The organism is Streptomyces sp. NPDC049915 (assembly GCF_040656475.1).
Classification (GTDB): domain Bacteria; phylum Actinomycetota; class Actinomycetes; order Streptomycetales; family Streptomycetaceae; genus Streptomyces.
On the sequence record NZ_JBFAMH010000010.1, the window covers coordinates 16,652 to 31,101 of the forward strand.

16 protein-coding genes are annotated in these 14,450 nt (G+C 72.9%); 8 read left to right on the top strand and 8 right to left on the bottom strand.

Translation table 11 applies throughout. From position 1 onward, the window contains the following. Positions 1-27: 27 nt before the first annotated feature. Positions 28-423 carry a MarR family transcriptional regulator gene (locus tag AB0J12_RS18890; protein WP_363265431.1) on the bottom strand — a complete coding sequence of 132 codons (396 nt, stop codon included), beginning with the start codon at positions 421-423 and terminating at the stop codon, positions 28-30. Between the two features lie 86 nt (positions 424-509). Between AB0J12_RS18890 and AB0J12_RS18895 the strand changes: the two genes are divergently transcribed. After that, a complete protein-coding gene (locus AB0J12_RS18895; protein WP_363265432.1) occupies positions 510-2,000 on the top strand; it encodes an MFS transporter in 1,491 nt (496 codons plus the stop codon). Positions 2,001-2,070: 70 nt separating this feature from the next. Continuing rightward, positions 2,071-2,364: a DUF6332 family protein gene (locus AB0J12_RS18900; protein ID WP_363265433.1), complete on the top strand. Its 294-nt coding sequence runs from the start codon at positions 2,071-2,073 to the stop codon at positions 2,362-2,364. Here AB0J12_RS18900 and AB0J12_RS18905 read toward each other — a convergent pair. After that, entirely contained in the window at positions 2,325-2,990 is a 666-nt protein-coding gene (locus AB0J12_RS18905) for a response regulator transcription factor (protein WP_363265434.1), read from the bottom strand. The genes AB0J12_RS18900 and AB0J12_RS18905 overlap by 40 nt on opposite strands. After that, positions 2,987-4,210, bottom strand: coding sequence for a sensor histidine kinase (locus AB0J12_RS18910; RefSeq protein ID WP_363265435.1), 1,224 nt, complete (start codon positions 4,208-4,210; stop codon positions 2,987-2,989). The genes AB0J12_RS18905 and AB0J12_RS18910 overlap by 4 nt, the downstream gene beginning before the upstream one ends. A gap of 149 nt (positions 4,211-4,359) precedes the next feature. Here AB0J12_RS18910 and AB0J12_RS18915 point away from each other — a divergent pair, with 149 nt between their 5' ends. Together AB0J12_RS18915 and AB0J12_RS18920 are read left to right on the top strand one after the other, a co-directional pair. Next, positions 4,360-4,818 carry an SRPBCC family protein gene (locus AB0J12_RS18915; RefSeq protein WP_363265436.1) on the top strand — a complete coding sequence of 153 codons (459 nt, stop codon included), beginning with the start codon at positions 4,360-4,362 and terminating at the stop codon, positions 4,816-4,818. Then, entirely contained in the window at positions 4,818-5,147 is a 330-nt protein-coding gene (locus AB0J12_RS18920) for a TfoX/Sxy family protein (RefSeq protein ID WP_363265437.1), read from the top strand. Before AB0J12_RS18915 ends, AB0J12_RS18920 begins: the two co-directional genes overlap by 1 nt. Before the next feature lie 40 nt (positions 5,148-5,187). Here AB0J12_RS18920 and AB0J12_RS18925 read toward each other — a convergent pair whose 3' ends face one another. Together AB0J12_RS18925 and AB0J12_RS18930 are read right to left on the bottom strand one after the other, a co-directional pair. Then, entirely contained in the window at positions 5,188-5,535 is a 348-nt protein-coding gene (locus AB0J12_RS18925; RefSeq protein ID WP_363265438.1) for a DUF1330 domain-containing protein, read from the bottom strand. 73 nt (positions 5,536-5,608) lie between these two features. Next, the gene (locus AB0J12_RS18930; protein ID WP_363265439.1) at positions 5,609-6,307 is read right to left on the bottom strand and encodes a TetR/AcrR family transcriptional regulator; all 699 of its coding nucleotides are present in this window, start codon (positions 6,305-6,307) and stop codon (positions 5,609-5,611) included. A gap of 131 nt (positions 6,308-6,438) precedes the next feature. Between AB0J12_RS18930 and AB0J12_RS18935 the strand changes: the two genes are divergently transcribed. Further along, on the top strand, positions 6,439-6,888 hold the full coding sequence (locus AB0J12_RS18935) for a nitroreductase family deazaflavin-dependent oxidoreductase (protein WP_363265440.1): 450 nt from the start codon (positions 6,439-6,441) through the stop codon (positions 6,886-6,888). Between the two features lie 56 nt (positions 6,889-6,944). On the opposite strand, the gene AB0J12_RS18940 is transcribed toward AB0J12_RS18935, so the two are convergent. Next, positions 6,945-8,180 (bottom strand): geranylgeranyl reductase family protein, encoded by a 1,236-nt coding sequence (locus tag AB0J12_RS18940; RefSeq protein WP_363265441.1) that lies wholly within the window; start codon positions 8,178-8,180, stop codon positions 6,945-6,947. Between the two features lie 134 nt (positions 8,181-8,314). On the opposite strand from AB0J12_RS18940, the gene AB0J12_RS18945 reads away from it, so the two are divergent. Then, on the top strand, positions 8,315-9,670 hold the full coding sequence (locus tag AB0J12_RS18945) for a dipeptidase (protein ID WP_363265442.1): 1,356 nt from the start codon (positions 8,315-8,317) through the stop codon (positions 9,668-9,670). Positions 9,671-10,085: 415 nt separating this feature from the next. Here AB0J12_RS18945 and AB0J12_RS18950 read toward each other — a convergent pair whose 3' ends face one another. Together AB0J12_RS18950 and AB0J12_RS18955 are read right to left on the bottom strand one after the other, a co-directional pair. Then, positions 10,086-11,129 carry an NUDIX domain-containing protein gene (locus AB0J12_RS18950; protein WP_363265443.1) on the bottom strand — a complete coding sequence of 348 codons (1,044 nt, stop codon included), beginning with the start codon at positions 11,127-11,129 and terminating at the stop codon, positions 10,086-10,088. Between the two features lie 155 nt (positions 11,130-11,284). Further along, positions 11,285-11,479 (bottom strand): hypothetical protein, encoded by a 195-nt coding sequence (locus AB0J12_RS18955; protein WP_363265444.1) that lies wholly within the window; start codon positions 11,477-11,479, stop codon positions 11,285-11,287. Between the two features lie 145 nt (positions 11,480-11,624). Here AB0J12_RS18955 and AB0J12_RS18960 point away from each other — a divergent pair, with 145 nt between their 5' ends. Both AB0J12_RS18960 and AB0J12_RS18965 read left to right on the top strand, forming a co-directional pair. Then, positions 11,625-12,275: a PASTA domain-containing protein gene (locus tag AB0J12_RS18960; RefSeq protein ID WP_363265445.1), complete on the top strand. Its 651-nt coding sequence runs from the start codon at positions 11,625-11,627 to the stop codon at positions 12,273-12,275. 130 nt (positions 12,276-12,405) lie between these two features. Continuing rightward, positions 12,406-14,424, top strand: a complete 2,019-nt coding sequence (locus AB0J12_RS18965; protein ID WP_363265446.1) for an NPCBM/NEW2 domain-containing protein — start codon at positions 12,406-12,408, stop codon at positions 14,422-14,424. Positions 14,425-14,450 lie beyond the last annotated feature (26 nt).

A 14,450-nucleotide genomic window follows, 5' to 3' on the forward strand; every position in this document is an offset into this window, starting at 1 on the left:
GGCGGTCGGCCGGCGGCCGGGGTCTCGTCAGCCGTCCGCCAGCATCCTCGTCAGCACCGCGCGCTGCACCGGCCGTACTTCGCCGTGCAGCGCGCGGCCCTTGTCGGTGAGGGCGACGCGCACGCCCCGCCGGTCCTCCGCGCACAGTGCGCGGTCCACCAGGCCGTCCTTCTCCAGCCGGGCGATGAGCCGGGACAGTGCGCTCTGGCTGAGGTGGACCCGGTCGGCGATCTCCTGGACGCGCCAGGCCGGGGAACCGTCCGCGGTCGTGCCCTCCGCCAGGACGTCGAGCACCTCGAAGTCGCTTGCGCACAGGCCGTGCCCGCCGAGTGCCCGGTCCAGTTCGCACTGGGTGCGGGCGTGCAGCGCGAGGATGTCCCGCCACTGGTCCACGAGCGCCTGTTCGGCCTTCTTCGCCGCCATGTCCGCACCGTAGCAGAGAAGCAATTTCATTGCACCATCATTAAATGCACTTGCATTGAATGCAGGCGCATGGAAGAGTCCGGGCCATGACCTCTCCGCTCATCCCCTCGGCGTCCGCGTCCGCGACGGTGCGCTGGACCCCCCGGCTGTGGGGCACCCTGCTGGTGCTCTGCGCCGCGATGTTCCTCGACGCGCTCGACGTGTCGATGGTCGGTGTGGCCCTGCCGTCCATCGGCGCCGACCTGCACCTGTCCACCTCGACCCTGCAGTGGATCGTCAGCGGCTACATCCTCGGCTACGGCGGTCTGCTCCTGCTCGGCGGACGCACCGCCGACCTGCTGGGCCGGCGTCAGGTGTTCCTCGTCGCGCTCGGCGTGTTCGCGCTCGCCTCACTGCTGGGCGGCCTCGTCGACTCCGGTCCGCTGCTGATCGCCAGCCGCTTCATCAAGGGCCTGAGCGCCGCCTTCACCGCACCCGCCGGCCTGTCGATCATCACGACCACGTTCCCCGAGGGTCCGCTGCGCAACCGCGCCCTGTCCATCTACACCACGTGCGCGGCCACCGGCTTCTCCATGGGCCTGGTGCTGTCCGGGCTGCTCACCGAGGCCAGCTGGCGCCTGACCATGCTGCTGCCCGCGCCCATCGCCCTGATCGCGCTGCTGGCCGGCCTGAAGCTGCTGCCGCGCAGCGCCCGCGAGGAGAACCACAGCGGCTACGACATCCCCGGCGCCGTCCTCGGCACCGCCTCGATGCTGCTGCTGGTCTTCACCGTCGTCCAGGCCCCCCAGACCGGCTGGGCGTCGGCGCGCACCCTGCTGTCGTTCCTCGCCGTGGCGGTCCTGCTGACCGCGTTCGTCCTGGTCGAGCGGCGCTCGCCGGGGCCGCTGGTGCGGCTCGGGGTGCTGCGCTCCGGCAACCAGGTGCGCGCCCAGCTCGGCGCGGTGGCCTTCTTCGGCTCCTACGTCGGCTTCCAGTTCCTGACCACGCTCTACATGCAGTCCCTGCTCGGCTGGTCCGCGCTGCACACCGCGCTGGCCTTCCTGCCGGCCGGCGCGCTGGTGGCGGTGTCCTCGACCAAGGTCGGCTCGATCGTCGACCGGTTCGGCACCCGGCGGCTCATCCCGGCGGGCTTCGCGCTGATGGCCGCCGGCTACGCCCTGTTCCTGAACGTCGACCTGGACCCGGTGTACGCGGCGGCGATCCTGCCGTCGATGCTGCTGATCGGCGCCGCGTGCGCGCTGGTCTTCCCCTCGCTCAACATCCAGGCCACCAACGGCGTCGAGGACCACGAGCAGGGCATGGTCTCCGGGCTGCTGAACACCTCGGTGCAGGTGGGCGGGGCGATCTTCCTCGCCGTGGTGACGGCCGTGGTTACCGCGAACGCCCCGGCCCACGCCACCCCGCAGGCCGTCCTGGACAGCTACCGGCCCGGGTTCGTGGTGGCGACGGGCATCGCCCTCGCCGGACTCCTGATCAGCCTGACCGGCCTCGGGAAGCGGCGCCCGCAGCACTCGGTCGTGGTCGCACGGTCCACCGTGACGGAGGCGAAGAAGGACCGCGTCCCGGTCCGTGACTGAGGGGACTTCGCCTCCAAGGGTGCCCGGCGGGTTGCTTGCCCGCCGGGCACCCGGCTGTTTGACTCGCCGTGTGGAGTACTACGGGGGACGGCGTACCAGGGCCGAGCAGGACGCGGCGACGGTGGAGATCGGGTACGCGCTGTGCAGCGCGGCGTTCGCGGCGGCCGTCGTGTTCGGGGCGATCGCCGGTCCGGCGCTGCTGTTCGACCTGCCGAGGACGGCCGAGCTGCTGCTGGTCAAGGCCGGGGAGATCGTCGCGCCGGTGCTGTTCTTCGCGCGCGTCGTCAGCGTGCTGCTGCGGTTCCGGCACCCCGGCGGCCGGTCTCAGCCCAGCCAGCCCGGCCGGACCAACCCCGACTCATAGGCCTGCACGACGAGTTGGGCCCGGTCGCGGGCGCCCAGCTTCACCATCGTGCGGCTGACATGGGTCTTCGCGGTGAGCGGGCTGACCACCAGGCGCCGGGCGATCTCCTCGTTGGACAGGCCGAGCCCGACCAGGGCGAGCACCTCCCGCTCCCGCTCGGTGAGCCGGGACAGCGTCTTCACGGCCGCCGGTTCCTTGGACCGGGCGGCGAACTCGGCGATCAGCCGCCGAGTCACCCCCGGTGACAGCAGCGCGTCACCGGCCACCACCGCCCGTACCGCGCGCAGGAGTTCCTCCGGCTCGGTGTCCTTGACCAGGAAGCCGGAGGCGCCCGCGCGCAACGCCTCGAAGACGTACTCGTCGAGTTCGAAGGTGGTCAGCATGACCACCTTCACCTCCGTCAGCCGCTCGTCGTCCGTGATGCGGCGGGTGGCGGCCAGGCCGTCCAGCAGGGGCATGCGGATGTCCATCAGCACGACGTCCGGCCGCAGTTCGGCGACCGCGCGCACCGCCTGCTCGCCGTCGGCGGCCTCCCCGGCCACCTCGATGTCCGGCTGGGCGTCGAGCAACGCACGGAACCCCGCGCGGACCAGCGACTGGTCGTCGGCGAGCAGTACGCGGATCACCGGTCCTCCTTGCTGTTCAAGGGCAGTTCGGCCAGCACCCGCCAGCCGCCGTCGGGGCGCGGACCCGCCTCGATCGTGCCACCCAGCGCGGCCGCCCGCTCCCGCATTCCGGCCAGTCCGTTGCCGCTGCCGCCCGCGTCCGCGCCGGACGCCGGTCCGTCGTCGTCGATCCGCAGCCGCAGCGCACGTCCGCTCTGGTCCAGCCGCACGCGCGCGTGCCGCGACTGCGAGTGCCGTACGACGTTGGTGAGGGCCTCCTGGACGATGCGGAACGCGGCGAGGTCGGCGCCCGGGGCGAGCGGCGGGGCCGTGCCCTCGACGTCGACGGCGAGGCCGGCGCTCGCCGCCTGCTCGACCAGTTCCGGCAGCCGGTCCAGGCCCGGCGCGGGAGATCGCGGTGCGGCGCCGGGTGCGCGCAGGGTGTCGAGGACCTGGCGCACCTCGCCGAGCGCCTCCTTGCTCTGGGCCTTGATGGTGGTGAGGGCCTGGCGGGCCTGCTCCGGGTCGGAGTCCAGCAGCGCCAGGCCGACACCGGCCTGCACATTGATCACGGAGATGCTGTGGGCGAGGACGTCGTGCAGTTCGCGGGCGATGCGCAGCCGCTCCTCGTCGGCGCGCCGCTTCGCGGCCTGCGCCCGCTCGGCGCGCTCGCGCGCCCACTGCTCGCGTCGGGCCCGGGCCAGCTCGGCGACGGCGGCGATCGCCACCACCCAGGTGGCGACGACGAGTTCCTGCCCCCAGGGAGCGGCCGTGTCCCCGGACGGCGGCAGCCAGCGGTAGAGCCAGTGCGCGATCACCACATGACCGGCCCACAGCATCCCTACGGCCGACCAGGCGGCCCACCGGCGCCCGGCCAGGATCGCGTTGAAGCAGGCCACGGCGACGGTGAGGAACACCGGGCCGTACGGATAACCGGCGCCCAGGTAGACCATGGTGGCCGCGGACGTACCGAAGACGACCGCCACCGGGTACCGCTTGCGCCACAGCAGCAGCCCGGCTGCGACGACGAGCAGCACGCGCGCGAACGTGTCGAGCGGGGCCCGTGCACCGTGCTGCTGGTGCGCGGCGAAGTGCGAGCCGGCCAGCACGACGGCCGTGACGATCAGAGTCGACGGCCAGGGCCAGTGCGCGCGGTGGTCCGTCTCGTCCCTCCGGCCCGCCCACGGCGGCCCCTGCCGCCACCACTGCGGCGGGCCGCCGCGCACACGCTCTCGCTCCATGCCGTCACGCTAGACGCCCCGCGCGCCGCGAGGCGTCAGCCGGGCGAGGTGATCACACGTACTCCCCGCGAAGTACGCCGCCGGACAGCGCACGAGGTGCGGGGCGGCCATCCTGGTAGCAGGGCCGGCGCGCGGGAGGCGGGTGCAGGATGACGATCGACGTGACGGTGCGGCGCACGATCCCGGTGCCGGCCGAGGAGGTGGCCGCGTACGCCATGGACTGGCGCAACGACAGCCGCTGGACCCAGGGCATCCGGCGGGCCGAGCTGACCCGGCCGGCGGACACGGGCGGCTTCGGAACGGGCGCCGAGGTCACGCGCACGGCGTACTTCCTGAGGCGCCGCATCGACTATGTGCTGCGCGTGGCCGCGTACGAGCCGCCCCGGTTGCTGGACATGGTCTCCGTGGCCGGGCCCATGCCGATGCACGTGACGTACACCTTCGCTCCCGACCCGCGCGGCACGCTGGCCGCCATCCGCGTGCGCGGCGGTCCGGGCGGTCTCTTCCGTCTGGCGGCGCCCCTGCTCGCCCGGCAGGTCCGCTCCTCCCTCACCAGGGACCTGCGGGACCTCGAACGGCGGCTGACCGAGCGGGACGGAGGTGCGTGATGGCGTACGACGAAGGGCTCGCCGAACGGGTCCGGGCGCTGCTGCGCGGTGCGCCGGGGCTCGTCGAGAAACGCATGTTCGGCGGGCTCGCGTTCCTGCTGGGCGGCAACATGGCGGTCGCGGTGACCGGGGACGACCTGCTGGTGCGGGTGGCGCCGGACGGCACCGAGGCCGCGCTGGCCCGGCCGGGGGCGCGCGTCTTCGACATGTCCGGCCGTCCCATGCGCGGCTGGGTGGTGGTGGCCGGCCCCTCCGTGGCCGAGGACGACGCGCTCGCCATGTGGGTCACCGAGGGGCGCATCTTCGCGGCGGGCCTGCCGCCGAAGTGACGGCGTCGCCGACGGGCAGGCGGGAGCGGTCCGGCCGGCACTACCCCGCCGCCATCGCCTCCCGCATCGCCCGAGCCGTCGCCATGGGGTCGTAGGCCTCGGGGACGCCCGGGACGAGGATGATGTCGCCCTCGATGTGGCGGGAGCGCAGGGGGGCGATCTCCCGGTAGGCGGGCGAGTCCCACCAGGCCCGGGCCTCGTCCATGCCGGGGAAGGTGATCACCACCACATGCCCCGGCCAGGTGCCCTCCTTCACCTCGTGCTGTGCCGCGTGCACGAGGAAGCGCCCGCCGTACGGCGCGAACGTGGCGCCGACGCGCTCGATGTACTCGGCGATCTCCGGGTGCGGCGCGGCCTCCCGCAGATGGCCGATCACGTAGGCGGTCATGGCGTCCTCCGGTCTCCTCGGGCTGCTGACACCCACGATCGTGGCAGCAGCCCGCCCCGGGGTCGATGACCTCTCAGGTAAGCGGCAGGCCGACGCCCTCCGCCAGCCGGAGCGCCGCGTGCCGGAAGAACTCCTCACGGTCCTCCACCACCCGGTTGAACTGGCCGAACAGCTCGAAGTTCACCAGTCCGAACAGCTGCGCCCAGGCCGCCACCAGGGCGGTCACCGTCTCCGGGGGGAGGTCTGGGGCGAGGTCGGCGGCCATCCGGGCGGCCTCGTCCCGCAGGGCGGCCGGTACAGGGGGCTCGGTCAGCACGCCCGCGCGGTGGGCGTCGCCGACGATTGCGAAGAACAGGCGGCCGACGCGGGCGGCGGGCGGCACGGTCGTCATCGGCGCGTTGTAGCCCGGCACGGGTGAGCCGTAGATGAGGGCGTACTCGTGCGGATGCGCCAGCGCCCAGTGGCGTACGGCCTCGCAGACCTCCGTCCAGCGCCGGGCGGGCGGGGCGTCGGCGACCGCCGCGGCGGCGGACTCCGCGGCCTCGCCGAGGGAGTCGTAGGCGTCGATGATGAGCGCGGTCAGCAGGTCGTCGCGGCTGGGGAAGTAGCGGTAGAGGGCGGAGGAGACCATGCCGAGGGCCCGGGCGACCGCTCGCAGCGAGAGCTTGGCGGCCCCCTCCTCGGCCAGCTGTCTGCGCGCCTCGTCCTTGATGGCGGCGGTGATCTCGATCCGGGCCCGGGCCCGGGCGCCCCGTGCGATGTCCCTGCTCATGGCGACCAGTCTGCCACGGGGAGAGAGCGGCGCACACAAATGTGAGCGCCGCTCTTGCTTTGGATCGCCGATCACGCAAGACTGATGGCGAGCGAGAGCACCGCTCTCGGTTTTGGCCCCTGGAGGCAGTCATGTCCGCACACGTCCGCAAGCCCGGCTGGTTCACCGTCAACGTCCTCAACCGCGCCGTCGCGTGGCTGACGCGCCGCGGCGTCAGCGTCTGGGGCTCGCGGGTGCTCGCCGTCCGCGGCCGCAAGAGCGGGCAGTGGCGCACCACCCCGGTCAATCTGCTGACGGTCGACGGCGCGCAGTACCTCGTCGCCCCACGCGGGCACGTGCAGTGGACGCACAACATGCGTGCGGCCGGCGGCGGCGAGCTGCGGCTCGGCAAGCAGGTGGACGAGTTCACCGCGACCGAGGTCGCCGACGACGACAAGGCACCGATCCTGCGCGCCTACCTCAAGCGCTGGAAGGCCGAGGTCGGCGTCTTCTTCAACGGGGTGGGCCCGGACTCCCCCGAGTCCGAGCTGCGCCGGATCGCCCCCGACCACCCCGTCTTCCGCGTGACCGTCAGGAGCTGACCGCCGTCATCGTCAGGACGACCGCCCTCACCGTCAGGAACTGACCGCCGCCCCCGTCAGGCGCCGGCCTCGCCCTGCGCGGCCCGGCGTCGGTCCAGTGCGCTCAGCGCGCGCTGGGCGGCCGGGCGGGTGCGGACCATCTCGCCCAGGGACGTCGAGCCGCGGGTGATGTCCGTGAACGCCCGCCAGGCCGGGCGCAGGCCGGTCAGGGCCGCGTGGAAGAGGCCGGGGCGCCGCTCGAAGGCGGACAGCAGCCGCTTACCGACGGCCATCTCGACGCCCAGCCCGGCCTTGACGGCGAACGCGTAGTTCAGGGCCTGACGCCGGGTGTCCACCGCGTCGTGCGCCTCGGCGATCCGCACCGCCCACTCCCCCGCGAGCCGGCCCGAGCGCAGCGCGAAGGAGATCCCCTCACGGGTCCACGGCTCCAGCAGTCCGGCCGCGTCCCCGCACACCAGCACCCGCCCGCGCGAGAGCGGCGAGTCGTCGGCGCGGCAGCGGGTGAGATGCCCGGAGGAGATGCTCGGCTCGAAACCGGCGAGGCCCAGCCGCCCGATGAAGTCCTCCAGATAGCGCTTGGTCACGGCGCCCTCGCCGCGCGCCGAGATCACCCCGACCGTCAGCGTGTCCCCCTTCGGGAACACCCAGCCGTAACTGCCGGGCAGCGGACCCCAGTCGATCAGCACCCGGCCCTTCCAGTCCTCGGCGACGGTGTCCGGCACCGGGATCTCCGCCTCCAGGCCCAGGTCGACCTGGTCGACCTTTACGCCCACATGGGCCCCTATCCGGCTGGCGCTGCCGTCGGCGCCGACCACGGCGCGCGCCAGCAGCGTCTCGCCGCCCTGGAGAACGACGGCGACCGTGCGCCGGTCGGGGACGGCCGCGCCGTGCTGCTCGACCCGCTGCACGGTGGCACCGGTGCGCAGCTCGGCGCCCGCCTTCTGCGCGTGCTCGACGAGCTGCTGGTCGAACTCGGGCCGGTTGATCAGCCCGAACAGCATCTGCCGGGAGCGCCGGGTGCGGGTGAAACGACCCCCCAGCGAGAACGTCACCGCGTGCACACGGTCCTTCAGCGGCAGCTCGAAACCGGGCGGCAGCGCGTCGCGCGAGGGGCCGATGATGCCACCGCCGCAGGTCTTGTACCGCGGCAGCTCCGCCTTCTCCAGCAGGAGCACCCGCCGCCCCGCGACCGCGGCGGCGTAGGCGGCCGAGGCCCCCGCGGGTCCCGCGCCCACCACGACGACGTCCCACACCTGCCGTCCGTCGTCCGCCGAAGAGTTGTCGCTGCTCACGATGGTCTACCGCTCCCGATCACGCCGCTGCCGCTGCTGCCACAGGCATCCTACGGCGGAGATCGTCAGGGCCCGCTGTGGGAGGATCGGCAGCACTCACCTGTAACAACGTCGCACCCACGAGGAGCGTGCCCATGTCGTCGCATCCGGTCGCCGAGACCGTCGCCGCGCTGATGCCCCGGGCCAAGGCGGAACTCGCCGAGCTGGTGGCCTTCAAGTCGGTGGCGGACTTCGCGCAGTTCCCGAAGAGCGAGAGCGAGCAGGCCGCCCGCTGGGTCGCCGACGCGCTCACCGCCGAGGGCTTCACGGACGTGGCGCTGCTGGACACCCCGGACGGCACGCAGTCGGTGTACGGCTACCTGCCCGGCCCCGAGGGCGCGAAGACCGTGCTGCTGTACGCGCACTACGACGTGCAGCCCCCGCTGGACGAGGCCGGCTGGGCCACCCCGCCCTTCGAGCTGTCCGAGCGCGACGGCCGCTGGTACGGCCGCGGCACCGCCGACTGCAAGGGCGGCGTCATCATGCATCTGCTGGCGCTGCGCGCGCTGAAGGCGAACGGCGGCATACCCGTCCACATCAAGGTGATCGCCGAGGGCTCCGAGGAGCAGGGCACGGGCGGCCTGGAGCGCTACGCCGAGCAGCACCCGGAGCTGCTGCGGGCGGACTCGATCGTCATCGGCGACGCCGGCAACTTCCGCGTCGGCCTGCCGACGGTCACCACCACCCTGCGCGGCATGATCCTGCTTCGCGTCCAGGTCGACACGCTGGCGGGCAATCTGCACTCCGGCCAGTTCGGCGGCGCCGCCCCGGACGCGCTGGCCGCGCTGATCCGGGTCCTGGACTCGCTGCGTGCCGAGGACGGCTCCACCACGGTCGACGGGCTGGCCGGCGACGCCGTGTGGGAGGGCCTGGAGTACGAGGAAGAGCAGTTCCGCAAGGACGCCAAGGTGCTCGACGGCGTCGAGCTGATCGGCTCCGGCACGGTCGCCGACCGCATCTGGGCCCGCCCCGCCGTCACCGTGCTCGGCATCGACTGCCCGCCGGTGGTCGGCGCCACGCCGTCCGTGCAGGCGAGCGCCCGCGCCCTGATCAACCTGCGGGTGCCGCCGGGCGTGGACACCGTCGAGGCGACCAAGCTGCTCCAGGCCCACGTCGAGGCGCACACCCCGTGGGGCGCCCGGGTCGCCCTCGAGCAGGTCGGCCAGGGTCAGGCCTTCCGCGCCGACACCGCCGGCCCCGCCTACCGGGCGATGGCCGACGCGATGGCGGTGGCCTACCCGGGCCAGGAGATGAGTCACGCCGGTCAGGGCGGCTCCATCCCGCTGTGCAACACCCTCGCCGCGCTCTACCCGCAGGCGGAGATCCTGCTGATCGGACTGAGCGAGCCCGAGGCGCAGATCCACGCAGTCAACGAGAGCGTGTCGCCCGAGGAGCTGGAGCGGCTGTCCGTCGCCGAGGCGCTGTTCCTGCGCAACTACGCGGCCGGCTGACCGGCTCCGCCCGCGGCAGAGCGAGCCACGCGGGTCCTCACGTTCGCCCATGGCGTCATCGCGCTGCTCCCCCGCCGAGCGAGCCGTCCCCGCCGCCGGTGGCCCACGCGGCGTCCGGCGGCGGCGTCCTGGACGTCGGGGACGGCGCGCGCGTGGTGCACGCCCCCGGGCGCGCGTAGTTGCCGGCCCACGGGGTGCTGTTCACCGGGCACACGATCGCCGCGTCCCCGGTGGACGGCACGGTGATGCCGGTGCGTTCACCCTCGGCCGGGAACGGGCGCCGGTGTCGCTGCGGCGGCCGGCCTCGCGACGGAGGTGGCCTGCTTCGGCGACCGGGACGCGATGACCTCGGGGGCGGGTGAGGTGCTGCGGGCGGCGGCGGACGGACATGCCCGGCCCGGCCCACGCGGCTGCCTCACCCCACCGGCCGGCCCGCCTCCAGATAGAGCGCGGCGCCGCGTTCGCGGGCGCGCAGGGCCCAGCGCAGTCGCTCGTAGCGGACCGGCGGGAGCAGGCCGGCGGCCTCGTGTTCGGTGACGAAGCGCCAGCCGCGCAGTTCGGGCCCCGGCAGCAGCACCTGACGGGCGGCGGCGGAGTCGAGGCGGCCGCCGTCGAAGAGCAGGCGCAGACCGCCGTAGCCGGGTGGCGCGGGCCGCTCCCAGTCGACGACGAGGAGCCGGGGCACCTCGTCGAGCCGTATCCCGGTCTCCTCGGCGACCTCCCGCATGCCCGCGCGGGCCGGCGCCTCGCCGGGCTCGACGACACCGCCGGGGAACTCCCAGCCGGCCTTGTAGGTGGGGTCGACGAGCAGCACCCGGTCCTGCTCGTCGAAGAGGAGCACCCCTGCGGCCAGGGTCTCGGCGGTGGGTTCCGGTGTCTGCACGATGTCGCAGACCGGCGCGGTGTCACTGCCGACCGCCTCGGCGATCCGCACGGCGGTCTCGTACGGCGTGAGGGCACCGGTGTCGACGAGGTGCGCGTCGGCGGTGAGCCAGGAGGCGAGGGCCGCGCGGTAGGGCTCGATGTGGTCGTAGGCCCACTGCCGGACGCGTATCTCGCCGTCCGGGAGGTCAGGCGGGACCGGGCGGTGGGCTATCCGCTCGCGCAGGATCGTTTCAGCCGGAGCCAGGAGAATGTGCCGGACCGCAATGCGGCGGGCGGCGAGACCGCCGAAGATCTCGTCCCGGTACTCCTGGCGCAGCAGGGTCATGGGGACCACGAGGGTGCCGCCCAGTTCGGCGAGCATCGCGGCGGCGGTGTCGATGACGAGGCGGCGCCAGATGGGCAGGTCCTGGAAGTCGCCGACCTCGGCGAGGCGTTTGGGTGGCAGCAGGTGCTGGAGTGCTCCGCCGATGAGCTCGGGGTCGAAGAGCGTGCTGTTCGGGATCACGTCGATCAGTTCGCGCGCGGTGGTGGACTTCCCCGCTCCGAACGCACCGTTGATCCAGACGACGGTCACGGTTCCCCCTCTTCTGTTGGCCCCCTGTGGCTTGCCCGCTCCACCCTGCCACGGAAACCAGCGCCAGTTGAGGGCGCATGACGCGGCGGTGCCGCCCCTCTCGCACATTCACGCGCGGGAGGGGCGGCACCGTCCGAGGCCCGGCCTGCTTCTCGTCAGTCGAGTCCGCCGAGCGAGCCCTCGTCGACCTGGAAACTGTCCTGGGCGACGGTGTGGTCCAGGGTGCTGAGGGTGTCGCCCACGTTCTGGTTCGTCAGGTCCTCGGTGTCCAGACCGTGCGAGGGGGTGATCGCGGCGACGACGAACCCGGTGGCGAGGGAGGCGATGGCGAGCATGCTGCGCTTCTTCATGCCCGGCTCAACTGCGCGGACGGCCAGAGGTCACGCGCCGGCTGATTTCACCTCACCTTCACGAGTGGCTTACCGTGTTCCGGTTCCATGCTTACCGTTTTCACACCGCGCCTCGCCGGCGCCGTCTGCTCATTCGGGGGGAATCATGCGTATCCGCGTTCTCAGTGCCGTTCTGCTGTGTTGCGCCACCGGCGCGCTGCTCGGCTGCCAGCCGAACGACACCGCCAAGCCGCCCGCCCCGAGCTTCACCCTGCCCTCCGTCCCGGCCGTTCCCACAGCCGGCCGCACGCCGGACGACAAGCCGTCCGCCGCCGAGCGCAAGAAGGTGCCCTCGTTCGTCGGCATGGGGCTCCAGTCCGCCCAGGACACCGCCCAGGCGCAGGGCTTCTACGCGCTCACCTCGCACGACGCGCTGGGCCGCGACCGGATGCAGGTGCTCGACCGCAACTGGAAGGTGTGCAGCCAGAACGTCGCCGCCGGCACGACCGTGCCGACCGACACCACCCTCGACTTCGGCGCGGTGAAACTCGAGGAGACCTGCCCGGCCAAGGAGGAGACGGCCCCCTCGACGGCCGCGGGAAAGATGCCGGACTTCACGGGCAAGTCGGTGAAGGCGGCCCGGGCCGCCCTCGACTCGGGCACGTCGATCACCGTCAAGGACGCCTCGCCGCAGGAGCGTTGGGTGCTGGTGGAGAGCAACTGGCAGGTGTGCACCCAGTCCCCGGCCGCCGGCAGCGCCCTGAACGGCCGCCCGGTCGCCTTCACCGCGGTGAAGTTCGGCGAGAGCTGCCCCTGACAAACCGGATCCGCAGTTCTCATCACGACCCGCCATCTTCCAACAGAGTCCGACACGTTCTACCGTGAACGCGCAGCGATGACGAGCACATGACGTCATGTTCCCTCTTGCTGGTCGGAGGCACGTCACCATGCGTCACACCCGCACACCGCGTCACAGAATCGTCGGAGCCCTCGCCGCGGGGCTCCTGTGTACGGCCGGACTCACCGTCCCGGCCGTCGCCGTGTCCGGCGCCCCCGCGCCGGACACGCCCACTCTGGCCGACGGGCTCGCGCTCACCCCGCCGATGGGCTTCAACAACTGGAACTCCACCCACTGCCGGGCCGAGTTCAACGAGGCGATGGTCAAGGGCATCGCCGACCTCTTCGTCGCCAAGGGCCTCAAGGCCGCCGGGTACCAGTACGTCAACCTCGACGACTGCTGGGCACTCCCCCAGCGCGACGCCGACGGCAAGCTGGTACCCGACCCGGCCCGCTTCCCGGGCGGCATCAAGGCGGTCGCCGACTACGTCCACGCCAAGGGCCTCAAGCTCGGCATCTACACCAGCGCCGGCACCAAGACGTGCAGCGACATCGGCTTCCCCGGCGGACTGGGCCACGAGTACAGCGACGCCCGGCAGTTCGCCGACTGGGGCGTGGACTACCTCAAGTACGACAACTGCAACAACCAGGGCGTCGACGCCAAGCAGCGCTACACCACCATGCGCGACGCGCTCAAGGCCACCGGGCGGCCCATCGTCTTCAGCATCTGCGAGTGGGGCCAGAACAAGCCCTGGGAGTGGGCCGCCGACGTCGGGCACCTGTGGCGCACCACCGGCGACATCTCCGACAGCTGGGGCTCGATGCTGTCCATCGCCAAGCAGAACCTGCCGCTCGCCCCGTACGCCGGTCCCGGCCACTGGAACGACCCCGACATGCTGGAGGTCGGCAACGGCGGCATGACGGACACCGAGTACCGCTCGCACTTCTCCCTGTGGTCGGTCATGGCGGCGCCGCTGCTCATCGGCACCGACCTGCGCAAGGCCTCGGACGCGACGTACGAGATCCTCGGCAACAAGGAGGTCATCGCCGTCGACCAGGACCCGCTGGGCAGGCAGGGAACCGTGATCTCCTCGGCCGGTGGGCGCTGGGTGATCGCCAAGCTGATGCGGGACGGCAGCCGGGCCGTCGCCCTGTTCAACGAGTCGTCCACCGCGCAGCGCATCGCCACCACCGCCCAGGCCGTCGGGCTGCCGGCCGCCGACGGTTACACCCTGCGCGACCTGTGGCGGCACACGTCGTACAACACCGCGGGGACCATCTCGGCCACGGTTCCCGCGCACGGCACGGTGCTGGTCCGCGTCGCCGCCGACGGCGGCTGGGCCGCGCAGCCGCCGGCCGTCGAGGCCGGTCTGGACGGCGGCGCGTACGTGGAGGCGGGCAAGCCCGTCACCGTGACGTCCACCGTCACCGACCTCGGCCGCACCCCGGCCCGCGCCGTCTCCGTCACCCTGACCGGCCCCGCCGGCTGGACGGTGCAGGCCGCCTCACCGACCACGGCGGACTCTGTGCCGACGGGACGCTCGCTGCGCACCGGCTGGACGGTCACCGCTCCCCCGGGGACGCCGACCGGGTCGTACGGCCTGACCCTGACGACGAGTTACCGCTCGCCGACCGGTGTGCGGGCCGCGAACACGCTGACCGTGACGGCGTCCGTGGTCGTCCCGCCGCCCACCGGGGTGTCCTCGCTCGGCGACCTGCCGTGGCTGTCGGCCGACAGCGGCTGGGGGCCGGTGGAGCGCAACACCAGCAACGGCGAGAGCGCGGCCGGTGACGGTCGTCCGATCACCATCGGCGGCGTGGTGTACGGCAAGGGGCTCGGCGTGCACGCGCCCAGCACCGTGGCCTACTACACGGGGCGCTCCTGCGAGACGGTCAGCGCGTCCGTCGGCGTCGACGACGAGAAGGGCACGAAGGGCACGGTCGCCTTCGAGGTGCGCGCGGACGGCAGGACGGTCGCCTCGACCGGGGTGCTGACCAATGCCATGCCCCCGCAGTCCCTCACCGCGGACGTCTCCGGCGCGCAGGTGGTGGAGCTGGTGGTCACCGACGGCGGCGACGGAGTCGACTCCGACCACGCCGACTGGGCGGACGCCCGGCTGACCTGCTGACGGCACCGTCCCCCGGCGCCCACCCC